This is a genomic window from Thalassotalea litorea (assembly GCF_043642205.1).
GTDB lineage: Bacteria > Pseudomonadota > Gammaproteobacteria > Enterobacterales > Alteromonadaceae > Thalassotalea_A > Thalassotalea_A litorea.
Window position 1 is genome coordinate 1 of record NZ_JBHZSG010000016.1, and the last position, 22,801, is coordinate 22,801.

The window sequence follows — 22,801 nt, forward strand, 5'->3', positions numbered from 1 at the left end:
CTCTGCAATCAAAGCCTTGTCTAAAAGCCTTTAAATTCTCACTGAGTGAGCAATAATTTAATGGGATTGGTATTATTGCCAGGCTGGCAATGACGCTGCGAAATCGTCAATTTTATCCTGGCTTTGTAAAGTCCAGCCGACACTATCGATACCGTTTTGTAAACAATATTGTTGAAACTGGGTTAGCTCGAATGGATAGCTTTTCTCACCATAGCGCAGAGACATGGTTTCCAAATCGACGGTTAGCTCTAAGGTTTTTTGCAATGCATGGACAAATAATTCATCTATGGTCTGCTCATCGAGAATAATTGGCAGAACCCCAATGTTGATGCAATTCCCATAAAAGATATCTGCGAAACTTGGTGCAATGACGACTTTAAAACCGAATTCCTGAATCGCCCAGGGGGCATGTTCACGGGATGAGCCGCAGCCAAAGTTTTCACGGGCTAATAAGATGCTAACGCCCTGATATTCTTCCTTATTGAGAATGAAATCCGGGTTTGGTTGTAAACCATCATCGTCAAGAAATCGCCAGTCATGAAACAGGTGCTGGGCAAAACCCGTACGTGTGGTCTTTTGTAAAAACTGCTTTGGAATGATTTGGTCCGTATCGACATTTGCGCGATCTAATGGAACGACACGACCAGTATGCTTAATAAACTTTTCCATGATTACGCTCCTGCAACTTGGTTTACGTCGACAAAGTGACCAGCAATGGCTGCTGCGGCTGCCATCGCCGGACTGACCAGGTGCGTTCGACTACCGCGCCCCTGACGTCCTTCAAAATTGCGATTTGAGGTTGATGCGCAACGATCGCCAGCCGTAAGTTTGTCGTCATTCATTCCCAAACACATCGAACAGCCCGGCAAGCGCCATTCAAATCCTGCTTGTTTGAACACCTCATCAAGGCCTTCTGATTCCGCCTGTTGCTTAACCCGGTACGAGCCAGGAACCACAATCGCTGTCACAGCGGGTGATACGGTTTTGCCTTTGACAACTGATGCGGCAATACGTAAATCTTCGATGCGTGAATTGGTGCATGAACCGATAAATACATTATTAATGTTAATGTCAGTAATTTTCGTACCCGGTTTTAAATCCATGTATTCGAGTGCATTGACGCAAGACTCACGCTCCACTGCATCACTGAAATCTTCAGGTGATGGTACGACGGCATCTATCGCGGTAACCTGTCCAGGATTTGTACCCCAGGTAACTTGTGGTTTGATATCTTTGGCCGCAATGGTCACGACAGTATCGAAAGATGCCTGTTCATCACTGTGCAGGGTTTGCCAGTCATTAACTGCTTGTAACCAGGTATCCGCTTTTGGTGAAAACTCTTTACCTTTGAGGTATTCAAAAGTCGTGTGGTCCGGTGCGATCAATCCAGCTTTTGCACCAAATTCAATACTCATGTTACATACCGTCATGCGCTCTTCCATGGTCAATTCACGGATAGTCTCTCCCGTATACTCAACCACATATCCGGTTGCGCCGGCATGGCCGACTTTACCAATGACGGCAAGAATAATATCTTTTGCGCTGATCCCTAAAGGACGTTTACCAACGATATCGATTTTCATGGTCTTGGCTTTGTTCTGACGCAACGTCTGAGTCGCTAACACATGTTCAACTTCGGAGGTGCCGATACCAAATGCCAGGGAGCCAAACGCACCGTGTGTCGCCGTATGTGAGTCGCCACAAACAATAACCTGCCCAGGTAATGTTAAACCAAGCTCCGGTCCCATGACATGAACTATGCCCTGATTCTTATGACCCATACCATAAAGTTTAACGCCAAATTCTGCACAGTTTCTTTCTAAGGTCTTAAGCTGATTTGCCGCATTTTCGCCAGCAGCATTAATGTCGGCAGAACGGGTAGATATGTTGTGATCCATGGTCGCAATAGTGCGCTCTGGGCTGTAAACCTTACGGCCATGAAATTTCAGATTAGCAAATGCCTGCGGCGATGTAACTTCATGGATCAAATGGCGATCGACAAAGATTAACGGGGTTTCTCCGCTTTTATCTTCGACTAAATGGCGTTGCCATAATTTTTCATACAAGGTGCTAGGCATGACTGGTTTCCTTTGTATTTTGTTTGATATAAGCGCATATAAAGTCACCCATTTCTTGGGTAGTTTTCGCTAAGTGAGCTTGTTCCTGAGTTAACAAATCTCGGGTAATAAATTGTTGATCCAACGCCGCGCTAACGGCAGATTCAATGGCATCTGCAGCGTCACCCTGATTTAAGCTATAACGCAATAACAAGGCAGCGCTTAAAATCTGTGCGATTGGATTTGCAATACCAAGACCGGCAATATCCGGGGCCGAACCACCGGCAGGTTCATAAAGACCAAACCCTTGTTCATTTAAACTGGCACTTGGCAACAGACCCATTGAACCGGTAACCATGGCGCAGATATCTGAAAGAATATCGCCAAATAGATTAGAGGTTAGGATGACATCAAACTGACCAGGGTTTTTGACTAATTGCATCGCAGCATTATCAACATACATATGGTCTAATTCGACATCGGGATATTCAGGGGCGACTTCCTCTACCACCTGACGCCATAACTGGCTGGTTGCCAGTACATTGGCTTTATCAACGGATGTGACTTTACTGCGACGCTTTTGCGCAGCCTTAAAGGCCAGGTGAGTGATTCGTTTGATTTCACTGCTGCTATATAACATGGTATCGAAACCTGTTTCTTGCTCGCCTTCACCACGACGACCCTTCGGCTCTCCAAAATAGATGCCGCCGGTTAATTCACGCATGACCAAAATATCAAAACCCGCCTCGGCAATATCGGCACGCAAGGTCGATAAATGCGACAGCGCACTTTGTAACGCCGCCGGACGCATATTGCAGAATAAGCCAAAATGCCCCCGCAATCCTAACAATGCCGCTCGTTCCGGTTGTTCTGTTGGCGGCAAAGAAGACCACTTAGGACCACCGACGGAGCCAAACAGAACAGCATCAGCCTGTTCACAACCTTTAACGGTTTGCTCTGGCAGGGCTTCGCCATGCTTGTCGATGGCACAACCACCGACATCATAATGATTTAATGAAAAATCCAGTGAAAAGCTTTCGGCGACTTGCAATAAAACTTTCTCAGCTTCCTGCATGACTTCCGGACCTATGCCGTCACCGGCCAAAATTGCTATATTTGCCATTATCGTTATTGCCTTAAATGTGTTTACTGGTTTGTTGTATTTGCGCATCGCGCTTTAGTTGTGCAACCCGTTGGGCACGGTGAATACTATTTAATGTATGTATCAGGGCATTAGCGGATGCCTGAATGATATCGGTTTCCAATCCATAACCATGAAATTTGCGTTCCTGCCAGCTCACCACCAGGTTCGCAACACCCAATCCATCCTCGCCTTCACCTTTATTGGATATGCTGTAATCGGAAACGTCGAACTCAATATCAACCGCTTGTTTGATGGCTTGGAACAGAGCGTCAACAGGACCATTACCTGTTGCTGAAGTCACTTGTTCTTGGTCGCCGGTGGCCAATTTGACACTTGCGGTGGCAAAATCACCGGAACCGGATTGTACGGAACAATAGCGAAGCTGATAGAAGTCATCGGCAACTTTTTGCTGCGAATCAAATAAAATCGCTTCAAGATCGTCATCAAATACCTGACCTTTTTTATCGGCAAGCTTTAAAAACTTTTCATACAGATAATTCAAATCGTAATCATTTTCCTGATACCCCAGAGATTCCATTCGATGTTTTATCACATGGCGACCACTGCGCGAGGTCAGGTTTAGTTTGGTTTTACTGATACCGACACTTTCTGGTGTCATGATCTCGTAGGTGTTGCTGGCCTTTAACATGCCATCTTGATGGATACCAGAGGAATGGGAAAAAGCATTTGCCCCGACAATGGCTTTATTCGGTTGGACCGGCATATTACATAATTGACTGACCAGCTTCGAAGTACGGGCAATTTCCTGGTGTTTAATGCCAGTACTGACATTCAGATATTGCTCTCGGGTTTTCATGATCATGGCTATTTCTTCAAGCGAGCAGTTACCGGCGCGCTCGCCGATACCGTTAACGGTACATTCGACTTGTCTGGCACCTGCTTGCACCGCAGCCATCGAATTGGCAACCGCCATACCTAAATCATTATGACAATGTACGGAGATGATCGCCTGGTCGATATTCGGAACCCGATTAAATAGCTGAGTGATAATGCCACCAAACTCATCTGGTAAGGTATAACCGACGGTGTCGGGAATATTGACGGTGCTTGCGCCAGCTTTGATCGCCGATTCAACCATGCGGCACAGATTGTCGATTGGGGTTCGCCCTGCATCTTCACACGAAAATTCGACATCATCAGTAAATTGGCGTGCATACTTGACGGCGTGAACGGCCATAGCTTCAACATCACTAAACTCTTTGCGCAACTTTTGCTGTACATGCACATCGGAGGTTGAAATAAAGGTGTGAATGCGGAAGTGATCTGCAACCTTCAAGGCATCGGCACAGGCTTTTATGTCGGCCTCAACCGCCCGTGATAAGCCACAAACGGTGGCATTTTTCACGGTCTTGGCAATTTCCTGAACTGAGTGAAAATCTCCCGGGGAAGAAACCGGAAAACCTGCTTCGATAATATCAACACCAAGTCGTTCGAGAGCCAGGGCAATTTGAATTTTTTCATGAAACGACAGGCTTGCAGTTAACGCCTGCTCGCCATCTCGCAACGTGGTATCAAAGATTATTACCTTGTCTGTCATGGTGTTACCTTACCCTTTTCTAAAATATCGACCTGAGAACGAAAAAACCCGCATGGTTAGTGCGGGTTTTTGTTAATCTTTTAGTTTATTTAAACAACAGAAAAACGCCCGCGTCCAGGAAGCAGGAGGAGAACTAGAAGTAAACCTTTGTTTAAATAGATATGCATGGTTAGTGATACAATATTTGTCACAATTAATTAACCCTAAATGTATGTGTTCAAAAAGTGACTGTCAACAGAAAAATAGAATAATTACTTAAATAAATAATCGTTGAAAAAACAAGCGGTCGTTCAGGTTTGTGCCACAATGTCTGGATACTTACGCCGTTTTGCTTTACTTTTGTGACAATTCAACGAAGTTTTGTGGTTTTTATGCGTGTTATCACTTTCGGTACATTTGACGTTTTTCATGTTGGGCATGTGAATATTCTTGAACGGGCCAGACTGCATGGCGATCATTTAATTGTTGGCGTCTCGTCTGATGCTCTGAATATGGCAAAGAAAAAACGTTACCCAATCTATTCAGAAAAAGATCGCATGCATATCATCCGTTCCATGCGCAGCGTTGATGAGGTGTTTGTTGAAGAATCTTTAGAATTAAAAGCCGAATACATCAAATATTACAATGCTGATATCTTGGTGATGGGGGATGACTGGCAAGGTAAATTTGATCACCTCAAGGATATTTGTCAGGTGATTTACTTACCACGAACTCCATCAGTATCGACAACTGAAATCATCGAAATTGTTAAAACCGATCACAACCCTTAACCCGAATAGAAGAGCTGCTTTAAAGCTTCCAATAACCTAACTTACGACGCATTTTAAACTGGCGTAACCAGTTTTTTGGCCGTGGTTTTAACGGATATTTGCCACTTAGCATCTCATCGATAGCATCCAACACCCTCCCCGCAGACTTGCCATCGCGATAAGGATGGGTATCTTCAACTAAGTGGTTAAGGTGATTGTGTAATTCCGGTGATGGCTGTAAGGCTTTTTCTATAGCAGATTGCAGATGTTCTGGATTGTCGATATCTATTAAGTATGGTTTGGGGTTGGCATTTTTAAATGTCACCACAGGCTTTCCCTGCAACGCAAACATGATTAACACTGATGATGTATCACACACCATCACATCGGCTTGCTGGAGCAAAGGAATGACATTATCCGTTTCGATAAATTTCAGGTTTTCATTCTCAAGGTCTTTATACATATCGACGATGTTTTTCGCCATTTTCGGATGAAACTGAATCAACCACTGCCAGCGATTATATTGACTGAGTTGCTTGACGGTTTCATATAAATGCGGTGCACAAGTTAAATTTCGAGAAAACGTTGAACACATTAAGATGGTAGGGCGCGGGTGGGGAGCTGGTACTTCACCCTGATGAAAAAGCGGGTCCAATGCCGGCCAGCCAGTTTCGATTGCCTTGAAATGCCCCAGTTGCTTTGCCAATTCCTTAAACCGTGTCGTTGTATTCGGACCTTGAGTGCAATAAAGATCAAAGCAATTACGAATTTGAAAATGGGCGTTACCACTACGACGATTGATTTTTCCAGGGTCAAACCCATGAAATACCTGAACTTTCAAGCCAGGAATGAAATTGGGGATTACGTTGCCAGGAACTAACGATGCAACTGGGTTGTAGCGAATAACGTCCTCGATAGATTCTAATGCTATTTCATGAGGCTTTAAATAGTCAGGATTAGCATCTCGATATAAAAACCATTTTACCTGATCTCCACGCCGAATAATTTCATCTTGCACAGGACGCAAAATCGCGAAGCTATAATTTTGTGAAATGTAAAATAAGTATTTTTTTTCCGCCATATATGGTTTACCAACAAGCTTTATTTAACGGGGACTAATTTTATTCGTTGCTTGAAAATTGCACAGATAGTTTAACTGAGGCTTGGGTAAACAAACAAATTTTATTCGTTTTGGGTTAATTGAATGTCTGACACATGCTTGGGTATTAAGAAAAATACAGCGACAACAATCTTTAATTAATGAGTCGCTGGCTCGAATTTAGTAAAACTTCCAATAGGATAATCTACGACGCATTTTTATCTGGCGCAGCAAATTTTTAGGCTTAGGTGCGAGCTTGTGTTTTCCTTGAATCATTTCGTCGATAGCATCTAAAACTCTGTGCGATGATTTACCATCCTGATAAGGGTGTGTTTCGCTGATGTATGCTTGTATTTTATCAAGTCGCTGTTGACTTGGCGTAAGCGCTTCCTCAATTGCAGCTTCAAGATTTTGAGCTTGCTCAATATTAATCATATGCGGTTTAGGGTTTAAACTGCGGAATGTAACAACAGGTTTTCCTTGCAGAGCAAACATAATGTGTACGGATGATGTGTCGGAAACCATGACGTCAGCTTGTTGCAATAATGGAATAATATTGTCTGTTTCAATAAAGGTTAAATTGTCATTTTCCAGATTTTTATATTGTTCGACTAAATCTTTAGACATTTTCGGGTGAAATTTGATGAGCCATTGCCAATTGTCGCGTTTGCTCAATTTAGCAATGGTATCGTATAAGTGAGGAGCACATGTCAGGTTTCGGGAAAATGTCGGGCATAAAAGAATGACCGGGCGCTCGTTTCGTGCAGGCGTGTGTTGGGATGTAAATAAAGGGTCTAGTGCAGACCAGCCGGTTTCGATGACTTTAAAGTGTCCATGCTTTTGTTCGAGATTTTTAAACGTGCTGGTTGTATTTGGACCTTGAGTGCAATAGAGATCAAAGCAATTGCGAATTTGAAAATGGCTGTTGCCACCACGTCGGTTGATTTTTCCCGGATCAAACCCATGAAATACCTGTACTTTTAGACCGGGAATGAAATTGGGAATGACGTTACCAGGAACTAAGGTTGCAACTGGGTTGTAGCTTATGACCTCTTCGATGGAACCCAAAGATATTTCATTAGGCTTTAAGTAGTCAGGGTTAGCGTCTCTGTACAAAAACCACCTTACCTGATCTCCACGACGAATAATTTCATCTTGCACAGGGCGTAAAATCGCAAAGCTATAATTTTGCGATATGTAAAACAGATACTTCTTACCGGCCATTAAATCTACTTTCTAATTAAATTTTACTGAGAATTTCTCTAAGTTTGGTGCTAGAGGTATGTTTGGTGTAAGGGAAATATAGTATTTCAACACCAACGTCTGAGAATTCCTTTTCGTAATTAATCCATTTATCTGAGCCCTTCCAATCATCACCGACAAACATGCGGTCGAATCGCAGATTATTCCAGGCCTCAAATTTGTCGTAGTTTACCTGAGGCACGACTTCATCCACAAATTTAATCGCTTCAACGATATCCATACGTTCTTGAAATGGAATGATCGGTTGTTTACCTTTGCTTTGCAAAGATAATTCGTCGGTGCTGATACCGACAATCAAATGGTCGCATTCCAGGCTGGCACGTTTTAAAACGTTGAGATGGCCAATGTGAAATAAATCAAATACGCCAGTGGTATAACCTATGGTTTTCATTATATATCCGATAGTAAACTGGGAAATGGTCTGAGCATGCAATCGCATGCTCGATATAAAGGGCGTAGAATACAGCTTATGGCTGACTCAATAAATAATCTACGACGCGATTGCTGGCTTTACCATCAAGGCGACCGGCGAGTTTTTCCGCAAGTGCCATTCGGGTGGATTCCAGTAAAGCAGGCTGTCGATATTGTTCAAGCACCAGGGGGCGCAGTTGTTTATAATGCTTCGCATGTACCGCAATGTTGGCATATTCTCCGAAATCTTCATCCATACGCTTTTTAAAACGATAGGAAAATATCCCGCGGTAGCTCCAGCGTAACTTAAGAAAGTCACACCAGATCACCGGTTTATTTAAGGCGGCAAATTCAAATAATGCTGATGATGCATCACTGATTAAAATATCGGAACTTGCCATAAAAGGTACTAGATTGTAGTCGCCTGCCTTTGCAAGGTACACATTGTCAAAGCTCGCCCAATGTTGCAATAGCGCTTTTTGCCGGTGATATTTTTGTTTGGCGATAGAAAAATAATGAGGCTTTAACAGGATGTTGAAATCAGAAAAATCCGCCGGCCAGTCTTTGGCAAAACATTCGATGGAGCTGGGATAAAAGGTTGGTGCATAAGTCAACGTGGGTTTATTCGGATCTAAGCCTAACTGTCGTAAATCAAACCCTGCTTCTTCACCGCGAATCAACGAATCAAGTTTACTGAAACCGACATCCACAAATGTATTTTCCGGGTACATGGACCGTAATCGCTGACAACGATATTCCCCTTCCACAAAACGCACGTTCATGGCTGTATCGGACTTAGTGTAATAACAGGATTTAGGGCCTATACCATGACCAATTTGCGCTGAATTGCTGACCTGATGAAGTTGCTCAAGGTGGGGGAAACTATTGGCGAAAAATACCCAGTCAGCTTTTTCCTGCAGATAAAAGTCCGTGGCCTGATGGTCATCTTCAACCCAGGTGTATTGGAGATCGTTATTCAGGGCAATCTGTTCCATAATATCGTCGTGGTTACTGCGATAGAAAACGAAAGCCGTTTTAATATTATTCTTTGCCAGCTTTTGCTGCACCGGCAAATACTGCGGAAGATAATACAGATGTAAAACATCAAACAACACGTACATCATGAATTTTCCGCTTACCAGCTACTTTTCTTACGCGGCATTAGTTTCGGTAAAATTAACCCAAACAGTAGGCCCGCAAAAAGTACACCACCACCATAAACGAAGTAGGTTTTCATAACTTCCATGCTGGCACTGTCTATTTGTTCCTGAGCGGTTGCATAGTCTTTAGTCAGCTTATTGTGATCACTTTGCAATTGCTTATGATTACGTGACAATTCACCAAGTTGTTGACGAGCATCGTTCAACTTAGTCTGTAATTCTTCGGTAAGGACCTTGTTGTCAGCGAGTTCAGAATTTAACTGACTTACGGTATGTCTCAGGCCTGGGCTATTGGATAAGAAACTTTGTTCAATCCAACCACTTCTGCCCTTGCTATCTTTGATTTGCACATAATTATTGACGGGACCGGCCATAAATTCGACTTCATCGCCGGCATTAATACTGCCCAGAATTCGATACTGATTACCTGCACCTGAGTGAAAAAACACATAAAGGTTATCGCTGACATAGCCTGTCGCGCCTGGCGTTACGCTCACGGGTGTGATTTGCGCTTCTTCCTGCGCTATGCTGATGCTGGAAAATGCCAGCAGGCTTACCAGCAAGATATTTGAAAGTTTTTTCATGTAAACCGTTACAACTGATGGGTTTAAGATTTAACGATATTAGGTGTTTGTGACAGTTAAGGCAAGACGTAGAAAAGTAAAAAAGTGTAATTTAGCAACCGCGATAGGGGGATATTTAAATGTTCGGGCAATTGCGGTAAGGTAGCAAGCGATTAGATATGGATTGTTTTAATTACTTGGTTGTTTTCTCAACCTTTTTCAACAATAGGGAAATTTGTTTGCCAGCGTAGTCTGGCTTTTGTACAGTTATATTGTTACTGGTTTAAAAAAGGCGATTTTTCCTCGAAAATGGACACTGAGATAGAACTCAAATATCTGATCTGTGAAAATCTTGATAATAGTAAATTGATTCAAGAGCTTAACGATCTTATAGACGAGTTAGACGTAACCACAAGTCATCAACAAAAAACACTGAATAATATTTATTTTGATGATCAGGCACAATCATTACGCGGCATGGATATCGGCCTGCGTATTCGAAAATTTACAACCGGTGAAGCCGAACAAACCATTAAAACGGCAGGCAAAGTCGTCGCAGGGTTACACCAACGTCCGGAATATAATTTACCTGTAATCGGCAACTTCCCATCCTTGTCTAAATTCCCTGATCATATATGGCCTAACGAGGTGGATAGCGAATCTCTGGAATCATCCCTACGGCCGATTTTTACCACCGATTTTCAGCGTAATGCCTGGCATATTACATTTGCCGATGGCAGCGAAGTGGAATTGGCTTTGGATATCGGCACGATCGAGGCTGAAGGTCTTCAGGAAACGATACGGGAAATAGAGATTGAATGGTTAAAGGGTGATCAGCAACACCTGATGAGTTTTGCTCGATTGTTATTTACCCGCTTTAAACTCCGCCCCGGGCAACTCAGTAAAGCGGCTCGTGGCTATGCTTTGGCATTTGCCCAATCCTTGCCCATCGTCAGCTTTAATAGTGCGGTGATTCAACTCAAACAGAACATGGGGATTATCGAATCCTTTACCAGCGGTTTTTCCCAGGCCTTATCGCTAATGCAACGATTAGTTGCCGAATACTTGCGAGAGCCTAAGCTGGAAATCATTAAACAAATCGCGGATGTTCTTGCATTGTCCCGGCATGGTTTATGGCTATATGAACGCTACTTACCTGAACAGGATTCACAGCAATTACGAATACAGTTTGGCGGTGTTTTACAAGATTTGACCTGGGTAGAGAGTGCTCTGCAGTTACAGGAGCTAACCACCAAAACTGGCAACTATCGAAAAAAGATTGAATATAGTCAAAATTTACTGGTCGAGCTCAAAGATAAGTTGGATACCTTTCCAACCGAGCAGGAAATGCAGGAATACTTCACCTCCCTTAAGTTTAATGAATTACAATTATCACAGTTGCAGCTGATCCTTTTGCTGGAAAACGTAGAGTCACCCAAACAAAGCCTAATGGAATTTGCATGTGAATGGCTGGATGACGGCCTGCATCGTTTGCAACAAGCAATATCTTTGGAGCAAAGTATGGAAGAGCAGCAATATTTGCAAAGCCATGCGTTGTTAATTCGAAGTTTACTGACTGGCTATTGGTTTGGGCACTTATTTGAAGGGGAAGAACGTAGTCAATTTCGCCGCCCCTGGATGGATATGCATTCGGGCATCGATGAGCTGGAAAACCTTTGTTTGTTGCGAACAACATTACTGCAACAAAATGAATTACCGAAAAAATTAGTTAATTGGTTGGAGAATAAAGTCGACAGTTTGCTTCAGGCATTAGAGCATTGTCGTCAGGTTGCCCTCACCATACGCCCTTACTGGCATTAGTGATTGGCTCGCAAGGTCAAGGAAGCATGCGTTGCATGCGGTGTAGCAAGATGATGATCATTCATCAACAAAGGCGATGAGTTCTTCCATTAACTTACGCTTAATTTCCAATTGATCGTCTACGTCCAACTGGTATTTGTCTGCAAGAATTTGATAGTCCTGTTCATTTAAAGATACGGTCAGGCGAGGTCTCTTCGGACGCTTGTTAACTGGCAGACCTAAGATTAGGCGGATTTGATCAGAGGGGCTTAAGCCCGCATCAACTGCTGTTTTTCGGATGGTTTTTTGAACTTTTTCATCCATATCAAAAGCCACTTGAACCGCTTTTAATGCCTTAACATTCGATTCCCACTTTTGCGGTATTTTACGATCGCTCATAGTATCCGATAACTCGCTATTGTTGACTATCATCCGCTTGACAAAAAAAGGGCGTTGGCTGGACCAACACCCTTGTCGATAATGTTACGACTGTTTCGCTTTGATTCTGTCAAGAACCGAAGATGCGTTATTATCAGCTTTACCGATACCTGCAGCTTTCAATTCGGCTTGCAAAGAACCGTCCGAATTTTCTGATTCAAGTAATTCTGCGGCCTTCATTTGATCATCAAACTTTTGTTGCTTAGCCTTGATGCGCTCAAGTGAATCTTTAGCGTTTAGAAGCTTTGAATTGCTCGAAGAAAAGTTATCAGTAATGGCCGATGTTGCTTTTTGCACGTTTTCCGTGGTTTTTACCATAGACAACTGGCGCTTAAATTCTGAAACTTGGCGCTCACTCTTTTTCACTAGCTCTTTTAAACGATCGACATTGGTACTGTAGCTATCCAGCGCTTGCTGCTGAGTTTCCAGTTCATTCTCCATGCCTGCAATCTTTTCAGCAACCTGTAGAGCCAGAGCTTCATTATCCTGAGCCAGAGCTTGCTGTGCGTAACCTTCATGCTCGGCAATATCACGCTTAATGCGTTCAACATCTCGATTCGCCGACATTTGCTGTGCCATAACGCTCGTTAAATCGCGCTTGGCTTTGGTTAAGTGATTTTGCGCGTCGCGTATCTCTTGTTCGAAAATTCGTGTGGCATTGGCATCAACGATAGTTTCGCCCATTTCACTGGCACCACCACGAATTGCGGTCATAATCTTTTTAAAAATACTCATGTTCGTCTTTCCTTGCCGGTTAAATTAAGAATTCGCTCATATCATCAATTACTTCGATGGCGTTGTTACTTAAAACCGCCAACTCATGCTCGATATCATCGAAGCTGGAATTGATAGACAGAGCGCCAAAAATCGCGTATTTATCGCCGATTTTCGAAAATGAAGAAAGTGGCATCGGGATGCTCATTTCTAACATAGCTTCCAACATAGCTACGCGTTTTTCCGTTACGATCTCCTGCTCACCCCATAGGTAGGTAATGCAAATGATTTGATCGTCGGTTACTGACAAAAATACAGGCAGCTCTTCACGTCCCTGCACGGTAATTTGCAATACGTCTACATCACCGGAAATCGGCTGACAATCAAACACCATTCCGGTACTGGCGTTGTCTGCCAATTCGTTCAAGTAAGCAGCGATGCTGTGAATATTCATAGTCTTCCTCGTTGTTTTTAACGTTAACATCCTGAATTTAGCTGTTAACGATTTCCGTGACATAATATGTCGATAGCTACACATTAGCATTTAGACATAATATGTCAATAAGTTTTTTTAATTAATCTGATCGAGTGGGCATCGGATTATCGTGATAGTCAGCAATGATGGCTGACTTTATGCCAGTAACGTGGTTAGCATTAATGCGACGCCAATACTGATCGCCATTTCAATGCTGGCAACGCCAATATTGTGCTGATGATCAACTTCCGACTCGAGATTGATGCCAATTAAAATGATCTTTTTTGCGAAGGTGGTCAGTATCCACATTGCCAGGGTCATCAGGAAACCAAAAATTAACCAGCCGATTAGGTTTTGGACGATAGTGTCTGGATGGTAATCCAGAAAATAGCTGGCGGCGGTCACCGCAAGTGCGGTAGATATTAGCTGTCCACTGTAACGTAATGATAAAGCGATCTGACCATCAACAAATGCCTCTTGCAAGGAATCGAGTTGGTTGTGCTTGGCGAAATGTTTTTCACGGATGCGGGTGACGATAGTGAGAATCGTTTGCGCAACCATAAATGCACTGATCATTGCGATAATAGCAAACGCATTAAGCCCTTCTACCCACAGTAGCATTTCGCGGATGATAATTGCGGTAGCGATAACAGAGGCCGCATCAACAATTCCCATGGTGATGTTTTTATTTTCGATTTGCGTACGCTTATCGATAAGGTTTAACGCCCAACGGTCGTGAACATAACGACCCAGATAAAGTAACAATAAACCAAGCAATCCGTAACTAAACATGGTGACCAATTCATCGCCTACGCCGGCACTATTTTGCGGGGTGATCGCGCCGGTTAGAACAATACCCAATCCGCCAATCGATCCAGCCATGCTGATACCAAAGGCAAAATTGTCATTTTGCGCCAATTCTTGTTGAGTACTCACTTTCATGGATATCCCAAACAAATAACGCATCAGGCCTAGTAGAAATATGGCAATGATGATCTCGGCAGCAAGTATTAATAGTACTTGCGAGTCTACATGACTGAAACTGAACATTTTTTCCATAAAATCACATGTTGCTTACTTTGCATTTTAATCATAAGTGCTTTTTAACACTAAACTGGCCGCAGATAAATCTCTATCTCCCTGACGTTGCTGTGCAAATGCGCCAATACTGCCGAGTTTATTGTCTATTTTCTGTTGTTTTGCCTGAAGAAATATCGAAGTAAAACGTGAACGGCCTACGTCGGCATAATAGCTATAGTCACGATTTTCGGCCCAATGTCTATAGGTTATTGGAGGTTCACGGGTCAAGGCGTTTAATGTTCGAGCGCGTTTCAACCATTGCCAGACGAACGCGCCATTTTGATCGGATTGCCAGCGCCCAAACGCCGGATGACCGATTAATGTGGCCGCCGCCCCGAAGTCCTGTGCGTGATTGATTTGCAGAGTATCGCGCTTCGTTTGTGCATTGACCCGGGCAAGTTCTCCCTCAGACATTGCCGCCAAAACATTGAGTGGATCACTGAGCGCATCGGAAAATAAATCGGGATCGGCAGCTTGGTATATATCGAGCAATTCCTGATAGCGAAGCTCCTGGTTGGCGAACATTTCAGCCTGGTAGTTGGCTGCTTGAAAACGCTGTTTTAGAGACTGATACAGTAATCCTTGCGGCGTCGCATTTTTGGCGATTTGGGCAATCAGCTTTTGCTGTTCAGGTAGTTTGGCGCTAAGTTGCTTCGCATAATCGATTAGTAAACTGGCGTTGGCGACTTCACCTTGGTTTAATGCGCGATGTAATTGTCCGAGTTTCTGCTCTGTTAAAGGGATCTGGTGATTAATTTGTTCTTCCACAAGCTCCATACAGGCACTGAGCAGCAACAGGCATACAAAAGCTATCGATATAAAATGTCTCATAGGTCTGCGTAATTGCTGTTAAAATGTTAAGTTAGCGTTAATTATATGTGGTGTTTCATGGTTTAGTTATGGTGTTAGCCAGCACAAAATTGCCAGATTAAACCGTACCTTGCTATTTACCTGATTGCGTCAGCAACAAGAAAAGCGCGACTAACTAATGCCCGGTGACATTATGATACCAATCACATTAAATGATTGCTCACTCAGTGAGAATTTAAAGGCTTTTAGACAAGGCTTTGATTGCAGAGAATGGTTATTCCGCTCTTAAAATGAGCCAAAATCAGTAACGCAGGATAAACGCCTTTAAAACTCACCCCTAGGGAGTTTACCAGAGGCCCATTTTCGACCCTATATTTCATTAATATAGAATGACTATATTAATGAAATCTATGTTGTAACTGAACCTCTGCCCTAACTCTGAGTTGTGCACAAACTTAATGTGATTGGTATTAGTATGGTCCATGGTTTTAAAAAGCCTCAACAGAGCACAGGATTATCTCGTGAGTAAATCAAATTCATTTACGTTAACTGCGATGGAGCAACAAGCAGACTTATTCTGGAGTCATTGCCAGAGCGTTTTTGCGCCTTATTTACCCTCGTTAACCCCAAGCCAGCTTGCGGATTTGAAACGTAGCATTGCTTTGTCAGATTATGTCAGGGAAATCCTGCTAAGTAATCCCGCCCTGATTGAATCGATATTTACTCCAGAAGATACGCATCAATTCAGCCGCGAACAATTGATCATAGCATTGACGGCGATATTGAATGAGTGTGCCGATGAAGCGCAATTGCATCGGGCTTTACGTCAATTTCGAAATCAGTATTTAGTTCGATTTGCGATTAATGATTTCTGTTCCGACTTGTCTTTAAAGGTCAGTCTTGGCCATTTAACCGATTTAGCCGAAGCCCTTATAACCTGCACATTAAACTGGTTGACGCAGTTTTGTCAGCAACGCTGGGGATGCCCAGTCGATTCATCAGGCCATGAACAACCATTACTGGTTTATGCGATGGGTAAATTAGGAGGGGGAGAATTAAACTTCTCCTCGGATATCGATCTTATTTTTGCGTACCCCCATCGTGGTGAAACGCAGGGAGCCAGAAAGAGCATCGACAATCAGCAATTTTTTACTCGCCTGGGACAAAAACTTATTTCTGCATTAAATCAGGTCACTGAGGACGGTTTTGTCTATCGGGTCGATATGCGACTTAGACCGTTTGGTGAAAGCGGACCTTTAGTCTTAAGTTTTTCTGCGATGGAAAACTACTACCAGGATCAAGGACGAGATTGGGAACGCTATGCCATGTTGAAAGCTCGTCTGATTGGCAATACTCAATATCATAAACGCTTGTCCTCAATGCTAAGGCCCTTTGTGTACCGGCGTTACATTGATTTCTCTGTTATTGAGAGTTTTCGGAAAATGAAATTGATGATTGCTCAGGAAGCTCGACGAAAATCGGTTCAGGACAATATAAAGCTTGGTCAGGGTGGGATCCGGGAAATCGAGTTTATCGTCCAGGTGTTTCAGTTAATTCGTGGTGGTCGGCATCCTCAATTACAGGAACGCAACATATTCAAAGCGCTGGCGTTGCTTACCGAATATGGCAGCATTAGTGCCGAAACTTACCAGACTTTACTCAGCGCCTATACGTTTTTACGGCGCAGTGAAAACGCTATACAGGCATTTACCGACACGCAAACTCAATTACTGCCAAGTGATGAGTTAAATCAACTGCGTTTGGTTGAGGTGATGCAATGTGATAGCTGGGCAGATTATTACCAGCAATGTCGCGAACACATGGCCCGTGTACATCGAGAGTTTAACCTGTTGATCGGTGAAGATAACCCTAATGAATTGCCTTTGAGTGATCGCTGGGTAACGTATTGGCTTGCTGACTGGGACACGGAAGAATCGATCAGCTGGCTTCAGGATCTGCGCCCGCATTGGCCCCATAGCAAGGTCCATCAAGCGCTATTGAATTTTAAACTGGATATTCACAAACGCCCGATTGGTCGTCGTGGTCAGATAATTTTAGACAAACTTATCCCTTTATTACTTAGTCTGATCTCGGAACAGTCGCCGTTGATGACGTTGAAACGATGTTTGCATGTGTTGTTGAAAATTGTCAGTCGAACCGCTTATCTGGAGCTGTTGTATGAAAATCAGGGGGCGCTGAAGCAGCTGATCAAACTGTGCCGTGAGAGTGAATGGATTACCGAAACCTTAGCCCGGTTTCCGATCTTGCTTGATGAATTAATTGATCCTGAGTTGCTTATGGCTTTGCCAGTGCCTGAGGAATATCAAACCTTGCTTCAGGAAGCACTGATGCGAGTGCCTAACGATGACCTTGAAGGTCAAATGGAAACATTGCGTCAGTTTAAGCAGGCTCATCAATTAAAGATTGCTGCAGCGGATGTTAGCGATGTATTGCCGGTGATGAAAGTCAGTGATCAGCTAACGGGTCTTGCCCAGGGCATTGTTGCGGAAGTGATCGAATTAGCCTGGCAACAAATGTGCACCCGCTATGGCCAGCCAGAAGCAACGTTAGGTACCGACAGTAAAGGGTTTGCGGTATTAGGTTATGGCAAGTTAGGCGGCATTGAATTAGGTTATAGTTCGGATTTGGATATGGTGTTTGTCCACAACTGTGACGCAAACGCGATGACCAGTGGTGATAAGCAAATACCCGCGAGCCAGTTTTATCTGAAAATGGCACAACGCATATTACATTTGTTTAATACGCGCACCGCAAGTGGCATTTTATACGAAGCGGATATGCGTCTGCGTCCTTCTGGCAATTCCGGGTTAATGGTGGTTCATATCGAAACTTATCATCAATATCTGCAAAATGATGCCTGGACCTGGGAGCATCAGGCATTGGTTCGTGCGCGGGTGATTGCCGGAGATCAAACACTGGTCAATCAGTTTAATGATCTTCGAATTGCTGTTCTTGCGTCTAACCGGGATCTTGATAAGCTACGACGGGAAGTGATCAGTATGCGCGAGAAAATGCGCAAGCATCTGGATAAAAGTGACGCTAATTTATTTGATATCAAGCAAGGACAGGGCGGGCTCGCTGATATTGAATTTATGGCTCAGTTCTTCGTACTCGGATACAGCAATCGCCATCAAGCATTGGCTGACTATTCTGACAATGTGCGGATTTTTGAAAGTCTGGCAAGGCTTGAATTGATAGAACAGCATATGGCCGAGCAACTGAGCGAAGCATACTGTTATCTGCGCGATCTGGGTCATGAATTGGCATTACAGAACCGGCCTAAAATCATTCTCAAAGCGCATATTAGCAAACAAGTCGATTTAGTTTGGAACTGCTGGTCAGGGTATTTACTCGAACAAGACCAATAATTGTTATAAAGGCCTTCTTCGAGTTCAACCAAAGGTTACTTTTTATAGAAAGGCTCTGCATTGACGTCCGGTCGGGTTTTAAAGCGACGGTGCAGCCACATATACTGCTCGGGGTTGGCGCTGATGGCTCTTTCAAGTTCTTGGTTTATTTTAGTGAGGTCCGCAATATCGTCGCCACTGGGAATATCGTCAAAAACAGGTTTAATTTCTACCAGATATTGGCCTGTTTTGTCATCGCGACTTGGTTCAATTAACAAGGTTTTGACATTTTTCTGTTTGGCGAAAATCATCGTGCCGGTTGTCGTTGCGGTATCTGGCACATTGAAAAATGGGATAAACACCGAACGGTTGCGGCCATAATCCTGATCCGGCAGATAAATACAGCTTTCTTGATCGTGTAGCGCCGCGATTAACCCTTTAACGTCGCGCTTACCAAGCATATATTTATTGGAACGTCCTCGTCCTTTGTATTGAAAGTATTCCATCAGCGGATTGTTGTGGGGGCGGTAGAAAACCACACTTTTTTGATGCAAACCAAAACCTCGACAATGTAATTCGAGGGATAAATTGTGAAATGCCAGCAACAACACCCCATGCCCTTGTTGTTGGGCGTTGGTAATATGCTCCAGGCCTTTGAGGCTAAACTTACGCTTAACTCGCCAATCTGGCCACCACCAGCCCATGCCCGTTTCTAATAGAGCAATTCCGGTGTTTTCAAAATTTTTGCGAATCAATGTATCTCTTTCCTGCTGACTTAACTGCGGAAAGCAAACCTCGATATTTTTTTCTGCGACCCGTTGACGCGAGCCGCCAATTTTCTGTAGTAGCCGACCAATGCCGCGTCCGAGAAAAAACTGTATGCGGTAGGGCAAAAGAGAAATGGTGAATAGCACAACCACCCCGAGCCAGGTTAACCAGTACTTTGGTAGAAGAAAACTGGCTTTGAATTTAGTTTGTAATACTTTGTTTTTACTCAAGGCAACGTCAACTCATTAAAAAGCTTATGATACACTATACCCATAATTAACACTTACAAGTGATTTCAGAGTGTAGTGACGGACACACGTTTGAAATTATATCCAAAATGGAAAGCGGTATGAAAGTAGATATTCCAAATTTTAGCGACGCAAGAGTAATGGTAGTTGGTGATATAATGCTCGACCGATACTGGTTAGGGCCAACGTCACGAATATCTCCGGAGGCTCCTGTTCCAGTCGTCAAAATCAATAATCACGAAGACCGACCCGGTGGTGCTGCCAACGTCGCGCTGAATATTGCCAGTCTAGGCGGCCAGGTAACGTTATCGGGGATCACTGGTGAAGATGAAGCCAGTGATGCGTTAGACTCATGCCTGTCGTCACTGGATGTGATCTGCCAGTTTGCCCGTTATCCTGACATTCCTACGATCACCAAACTTCGGGTAATGAGTCGTAATCAACAACTCATCCGTCTTGATTTTGAAGATTCTCTTGAGTCGCTTGACAAGAATGACTTGCATCAACATGTGGAACAGCACATCGATCAACATCATTTATTGCTGCTGTCTGATTATGCCAAAGGTACCTTAAGTGATGTACAAAAACTGATATCGCTGGCGAAGCAACATAACATTCCGGTATTAGTTGATCCGAAAGGGGATGATTTTAGCAAATACAGTGGCGCCGATTTGATCACCCCGAATATGTCTGAATTTGAAGCGGTTGTCGGACCTTGTAAAGATGAGCAGGACATCCTGGAAAAAGGGCAGCAATTGTTGGTTGATTTGCAATTAAATGCCTTACTTGTTACTCGCTCAGAGCATGGTATGACGTTAATCCGCGCTAATGAAGATGCGTTACATTTGCCTACCCATGCCAAAGAAGTGTTTGACGTAACGGGTGCTGGCGATACGGTTATTGCCACGTTGGCATTATCGATTGCCGCGGGTTCATCATTCGGTCAGGCCAGTGCATTGGCCAATATAGCGGCCGGTATTGTGGTTGGGAAACTAGGGACGTCTACGGTCAGTGAAGTCGAAATTGCTCAGGCGATTCATTCCGGTCAGGAAAGTGGCTCCGGGGTGGTGACAGAACAGCAACTCAAGTCAATTATGGTACAGGCTAAAGAGCGCGGTGAAAAAATTGTTATGACCAATGGTTGCTTTGACATTCTGCACGCCGGTCATGTGTCTTATCTAAGCCATGCGGCTGAACTCGGTGACCGGTTAATCGTTGCCGTTAATGATGATGACTCAGTGAAACGATTAAAAGGCTCGGGTCGACCCATTAACCCTGTAGATCGTCGTATGGCAGTATTAGCCGGCCTTGGGGCGGTTGATTGGGTCGTGAACTTTTCTGAGGATACCCCGCAACGATTAATTGCCGGATTATTACCCGATATTCTGGTTAAAGGTGGCGATTATAAAGTGGAAGATATTGCCGGCGGTAAAGAAGTGATTCTTAATGGTGGTGAAGTCAGGGTGTTGAACTTTGAAGATGGCATATCCACCACGGAAATTATCAATACGATTCGATTAGAAGATTGATTCGATTCGCTGTCGAGATTGACGCGAATCCCTCTGTTCATCTTTCCCCTAAAACAAAAAAGCCCGCTTAGCGGGCTTTTTTCGGATTAGACGTTGTCCGGGTCCATGGGCTTGGCTTTTTGCAAGCCTGCATTGATGGTATTAATATCTTCTTCGGTTATGGTTCCAGCCGCTTCTTTTAACAACAGCATGTTTATAATGTACTGGTAACGCGTCGTTGATAAATTGCGTTTCGCGTTATACAAATTACGCGTGCTGTCTAAAACGTCGACGATGGTACGGGTACCCACTTCAAAACCCGCTTCAGTCGCTTTTAATGCACTTTCCGCGGAAACAACCGATTGTTCAAACGCTTTTACGCCAGAAATGGTCGCTACAATGGTATTGTAGGCACTGCGCGATTCACGAACGATGGCGCGATAGGTAATTTGTAAATCCTGATTAGCAGACACATACAAATGTTTTGCTTCATCCACTTGTGAGCTTGTGCGCAAACCTGAAAAGATCGGCACGTCTAACTGAATCCCAAGTGAGCTATTATCCGCTCGGTAACCATTTAAATTTGACGTGATTTCACCAGATTCGTTGACAGAATCAGGATCACGAGACCGATCCGTTGATGAACCACCTATATTTCCGGTTAAGCTTAGGGTGGGCAAGTGACCTGAAAAAGCGAGATCAATATTCTCTTTGGCGATATCAACTGCAACCTTTTGGTTAATTAACTGCAGATTTTTCGCTTCAGCCAGTTGTTGCCAGTTATCGGCTGAACCCGGTTTAGGCATAACGGCACTGAATCGTTCGGTATTTAATGTGTCTAGTTTACGAGGATATTTACCGGTGATTTCACGAAGAATTTCCTCGGCCTGATAGACCGCGTTTTGGGCACGAATTTCTTCTGCAATCGAATTGTCGTATTGGGCTTGCGCTTCATGAACATCGGTAATGGCTGTAAGACCAACTGAGAAACGTTGTTTGGTTTGCTCTAATTGACGTTCAATGGCATTTTTTTCAGCAATCGCAAATTCCAAACCATCTTGCGCTGCCAATACATCGAAATACGCAGTTGTAACGCGAGTAATCAATTGTTGCTTGGCAAATTGATAATTCAAGTCAAACTGATGCGCAGCTTTTTGCGTGGTATCCAGAGTGATCCAGCTATTGTGATGATAAAGCTGCATACTTAAGCTCAACCCATAACTAAATACGTCTGTTGAAGTTGTAGCCTGGACTGTTTCTGGTCCTAAGAAACCTGCAATTTCAGCTGGACTTTCGGATTCTGATGTTGAATATCCAAGGGAACCATTTATTTGCGGTAATAGTACCGAACGAGCCTGAGTGATACGCTCTTCACTGGCCAGATATTGAGCTTTTGCTTTTTGAACCGTTGGATCATTGGCTAATGCCAACTGGTAAACTTCTTTTAAATCTTCGGCAGCGACAACGGAGCTGGTACACGCCATTACCACGCCAACAAATAACGCATTCAGTTTATTTGTCATGAGTTTTTCCTGTTTCTACTCAAACTTTAATTATTTTCAGTCATTGTATCGATTATTAATGGTAT

Annotated in this window: 20 protein-coding genes; 4 read left to right on the top strand and 16 right to left on the bottom strand. The window is 43.6% G+C overall.

What is annotated here, in order from left to right; genetic code table 11:
• Window positions 1-72: 72 nt before the first annotated feature.
• From leuD to leuA, 4 genes are read right to left on the bottom strand one after another with little or no spacing between them, the layout of a single operon-like run.
• The gene (leuD, locus tag ACHUFQ_RS09265; protein ID WP_394174968.1) at window positions 73-669 is read right to left on the bottom strand and encodes a 3-isopropylmalate dehydratase small subunit; all 597 of its coding nucleotides are present in this window, start codon (window positions 667-669) and stop codon (window positions 73-75) included.
• A 2-nt stretch (window positions 670-671) separates the two neighbouring features.
• On the bottom strand, window positions 672-2,078 hold the full coding sequence (leuC, locus tag ACHUFQ_RS09270; RefSeq protein ID WP_394174969.1) for a 3-isopropylmalate dehydratase large subunit: 1,407 nt from the start codon (window positions 2,076-2,078) through the stop codon (window positions 672-674).
• Window positions 2,071-3,183: a 3-isopropylmalate dehydrogenase gene (gene leuB, locus ACHUFQ_RS09275; protein WP_394175053.1), complete on the bottom strand. Its 1,113-nt coding sequence runs from the start codon at window positions 3,181-3,183 to the stop codon at window positions 2,071-2,073. Before leuB ends, leuC begins: the two co-directional genes overlap by 8 nt.
• Window positions 3,184-3,193: 10 nt before the next feature.
• Window positions 3,194-4,759: a 2-isopropylmalate synthase gene (gene leuA / locus ACHUFQ_RS09280; RefSeq protein WP_394174971.1), complete on the bottom strand. Its 1,566-nt coding sequence runs from the start codon at window positions 4,757-4,759 to the stop codon at window positions 3,194-3,196.
• Between the two features lie 371 nt (window positions 4,760-5,130).
• Here leuA and ACHUFQ_RS09285 point away from each other — a divergent pair, with 371 nt between their 5' ends.
• The gene (locus ACHUFQ_RS09285) at window positions 5,131-5,529 is read left to right on the top strand and encodes an adenylyltransferase/cytidyltransferase family protein (protein ID WP_138318546.1); all 399 of its coding nucleotides are present in this window, start codon (window positions 5,131-5,133) and stop codon (window positions 5,527-5,529) included.
• Between the two features lie 19 nt (window positions 5,530-5,548).
• Here ACHUFQ_RS09285 and ACHUFQ_RS09290 read toward each other — a convergent pair whose 3' ends face one another.
• The 5 genes from ACHUFQ_RS09290 to ACHUFQ_RS09310 all read right to left on the bottom strand — a co-directional run bounded on the left by ACHUFQ_RS09290 (window position 5,549) and on the right by ACHUFQ_RS09310 (window position 10,025).
• Window positions 5,549-6,589, bottom strand: a complete 1,041-nt coding sequence (locus tag ACHUFQ_RS09290; protein ID WP_394174973.1) for a CDP-glycerol glycerophosphotransferase family protein — start codon at window positions 6,587-6,589, stop codon at window positions 5,549-5,551.
• A 198-nt stretch (window positions 6,590-6,787) separates the two neighbouring features.
• Window positions 6,788-7,831 (bottom strand): CDP-glycerol glycerophosphotransferase family protein, encoded by a 1,044-nt coding sequence (locus ACHUFQ_RS09295; protein ID WP_394174974.1) that lies wholly within the window; start codon window positions 7,829-7,831, stop codon window positions 6,788-6,790.
• Between the two features lie 16 nt (window positions 7,832-7,847).
• A complete protein-coding gene (locus ACHUFQ_RS09300; protein WP_394174975.1) occupies window positions 7,848-8,261 on the bottom strand; it encodes an adenylyltransferase/cytidyltransferase family protein in 414 nt (137 codons plus the stop codon).
• 76 nt (window positions 8,262-8,337) lie between these two features.
• The gene (locus ACHUFQ_RS09305) at window positions 8,338-9,405 is read right to left on the bottom strand and encodes a CDP-glycerol glycerophosphotransferase family protein (protein WP_394174976.1); all 1,068 of its coding nucleotides are present in this window, start codon (window positions 9,403-9,405) and stop codon (window positions 8,338-8,340) included.
• Window positions 9,406-9,416: 11 nt separating this feature from the next.
• On the bottom strand, window positions 9,417-10,025 hold the full coding sequence (locus ACHUFQ_RS09310) for a TIGR04211 family SH3 domain-containing protein (RefSeq protein ID WP_394174977.1): 609 nt from the start codon (window positions 10,023-10,025) through the stop codon (window positions 9,417-9,419).
• A gap of 288 nt (window positions 10,026-10,313) precedes the next feature.
• Between ACHUFQ_RS09310 and ACHUFQ_RS09315 the strand changes: the two genes are divergently transcribed.
• Window positions 10,314-11,825, top strand: a complete 1,512-nt coding sequence (locus ACHUFQ_RS09315) for a CYTH domain-containing protein (protein WP_394174978.1) — start codon at window positions 10,314-10,316, stop codon at window positions 11,823-11,825.
• Between the two features lie 57 nt (window positions 11,826-11,882).
• Here the strand turns inward: ACHUFQ_RS09315 and ACHUFQ_RS09320 are convergent, their stop codons facing one another.
• The 5 genes from ACHUFQ_RS09320 to ACHUFQ_RS09340 all read right to left on the bottom strand — a co-directional run bounded on the left by ACHUFQ_RS09320 (window position 11,883) and on the right by ACHUFQ_RS09340 (window position 15,342).
• Window positions 11,883-12,203 (bottom strand): hypothetical protein, encoded by a 321-nt coding sequence (locus ACHUFQ_RS09320; RefSeq protein WP_394174979.1) that lies wholly within the window; start codon window positions 12,201-12,203, stop codon window positions 11,883-11,885.
• Window positions 12,204-12,287: 84 nt separating this feature from the next.
• Entirely contained in the window at window positions 12,288-12,977 is a 690-nt protein-coding gene (locus tag ACHUFQ_RS09325; RefSeq protein ID WP_394174980.1) for a PspA/IM30 family protein, read from the bottom strand.
• A gap of 19 nt (window positions 12,978-12,996) precedes the next feature.
• Window positions 12,997-13,410 carry a YjfI family protein gene (locus ACHUFQ_RS09330; protein WP_394174981.1) on the bottom strand — a complete coding sequence of 138 codons (414 nt, stop codon included), beginning with the start codon at window positions 13,408-13,410 and terminating at the stop codon, window positions 12,997-12,999.
• 177 nt (window positions 13,411-13,587) lie between these two features.
• On the bottom strand, window positions 13,588-14,490 hold the full coding sequence (locus ACHUFQ_RS09335; RefSeq protein WP_394174982.1) for a DUF350 domain-containing protein: 903 nt from the start codon (window positions 14,488-14,490) through the stop codon (window positions 13,588-13,590).
• 27 nt (window positions 14,491-14,517) lie between these two features.
• Window positions 14,518-15,342 (bottom strand): hypothetical protein, encoded by an 825-nt coding sequence (locus ACHUFQ_RS09340; protein ID WP_394174983.1) that lies wholly within the window; start codon window positions 15,340-15,342, stop codon window positions 14,518-14,520.
• 500 nt (window positions 15,343-15,842) lie between these two features.
• Between ACHUFQ_RS09340 and glnE the strand changes: the two genes are divergently transcribed.
• Window positions 15,843-18,710, top strand: coding sequence for a bifunctional [glutamate--ammonia ligase]-adenylyl-L-tyrosine phosphorylase/[glutamate--ammonia-ligase] adenylyltransferase (glnE, locus tag ACHUFQ_RS09345; protein WP_394174984.1), 2,868 nt, complete (start codon window positions 15,843-15,845; stop codon window positions 18,708-18,710).
• Window positions 18,711-18,745: 35 nt separating this feature from the next.
• Here the strand turns inward: glnE and lpxL are convergent, their stop codons facing one another.
• On the bottom strand, window positions 18,746-19,687 hold the full coding sequence (gene lpxL, locus ACHUFQ_RS09350; protein WP_394174986.1) for an LpxL/LpxP family Kdo(2)-lipid IV(A) lauroyl/palmitoleoyl acyltransferase: 942 nt from the start codon (window positions 19,685-19,687) through the stop codon (window positions 18,746-18,748).
• A gap of 119 nt (window positions 19,688-19,806) precedes the next feature.
• On the opposite strand from lpxL, the gene hldE reads away from it, so the two are divergent.
• Window positions 19,807-21,234: a bifunctional D-glycero-beta-D-manno-heptose-7-phosphate kinase/D-glycero-beta-D-manno-heptose 1-phosphate adenylyltransferase HldE gene (hldE, locus tag ACHUFQ_RS09355; protein WP_394174988.1), complete on the top strand. Its 1,428-nt coding sequence runs from the start codon at window positions 19,807-19,809 to the stop codon at window positions 21,232-21,234.
• A gap of 86 nt (window positions 21,235-21,320) precedes the next feature.
• On the opposite strand, the gene tolC is transcribed toward hldE, so the two are convergent.
• Window positions 21,321-22,736: an outer membrane channel protein TolC gene (tolC, locus tag ACHUFQ_RS09360; protein ID WP_394174989.1), complete on the bottom strand. Its 1,416-nt coding sequence runs from the start codon at window positions 22,734-22,736 to the stop codon at window positions 21,321-21,323.
• Between the last annotated feature and the right edge of the window lie 65 nt (window positions 22,737-22,801).

Excerpts from the sequence above, each read along its gene's own strand:
- ACHUFQ_RS09290 (WP_394174973.1), bottom strand. The coding sequence starts at position 6,589 with ATGGCGGAAAAAAAATACTTATTTTACATTTCACAAAATTATAGCTTC.
- ACHUFQ_RS09295 (WP_394174974.1), bottom strand. The coding sequence starts at position 7,831 with ATGGCCGGTAAGAAGTATCTGTTTTACATATCGCAAAATTATAGCTTT.
- leuD (WP_394174968.1), bottom strand. The coding sequence starts at position 669 with ATGGAAAAGTTTATTAAGCATACTGGTCGTGTCGTTCCATTAGATCGC.
- ACHUFQ_RS09300 (WP_394174975.1), bottom strand. The coding sequence starts at position 8,261 with ATGAAAACCATAGGTTATACCACTGGCGTATTTGATTTATTTCACATT.
- ACHUFQ_RS09310 (WP_394174977.1), bottom strand. The coding sequence starts at position 10,025 with ATGAAAAAACTTTCAAATATCTTGCTGGTAAGCCTGCTGGCATTTTCC.
- ACHUFQ_RS09340 (WP_394174983.1), bottom strand. The coding sequence starts at position 15,342 with ATGAGACATTTTATATCGATAGCTTTTGTATGCCTGTTGCTGCTCAGT.
- ACHUFQ_RS09330 (WP_394174981.1), bottom strand. The coding sequence starts at position 13,410 with ATGAATATTCACAGCATCGCTGCTTACTTGAACGAATTGGCAGACAAC.
- ACHUFQ_RS09325 (WP_394174980.1), bottom strand. The coding sequence starts at position 12,977 with ATGAGTATTTTTAAAAAGATTATGACCGCAATTCGTGGTGGTGCCAGT.
- hldE (WP_394174988.1), top strand. The coding sequence starts at position 19,807 with ATGAAAGTAGATATTCCAAATTTTAGCGACGCAAGAGTAATGGTAGTT.
- ACHUFQ_RS09320 (WP_394174979.1), bottom strand. The coding sequence starts at position 12,203 with ATGAGCGATCGTAAAATACCGCAAAAGTGGGAATCGAATGTTAAGGCA.
- leuC (WP_394174969.1), bottom strand. The coding sequence starts at position 2,078 with ATGCCTAGCACCTTGTATGAAAAATTATGGCAACGCCATTTAGTCGAA.
- tolC (WP_394174989.1), bottom strand. The coding sequence starts at position 22,736 with ATGACAAATAAACTGAATGCGTTATTTGTTGGCGTGGTAATGGCGTGT.
- ACHUFQ_RS09305 (WP_394174976.1), bottom strand. The coding sequence starts at position 9,405 with ATGATGTACGTGTTGTTTGATGTTTTACATCTGTATTATCTTCCGCAG.
- ACHUFQ_RS09285 (WP_138318546.1), top strand. The coding sequence starts at position 5,131 with ATGCGTGTTATCACTTTCGGTACATTTGACGTTTTTCATGTTGGGCAT.
- leuA (WP_394174971.1), bottom strand. The coding sequence starts at position 4,759 with ATGACAGACAAGGTAATAATCTTTGATACCACGTTGCGAGATGGCGAG.
- ACHUFQ_RS09315 (WP_394174978.1), top strand. The coding sequence starts at position 10,314 with ATGGACACTGAGATAGAACTCAAATATCTGATCTGTGAAAATCTTGAT.
- ACHUFQ_RS09335 (WP_394174982.1), bottom strand. The coding sequence starts at position 14,490 with ATGGAAAAAATGTTCAGTTTCAGTCATGTAGACTCGCAAGTACTATTA.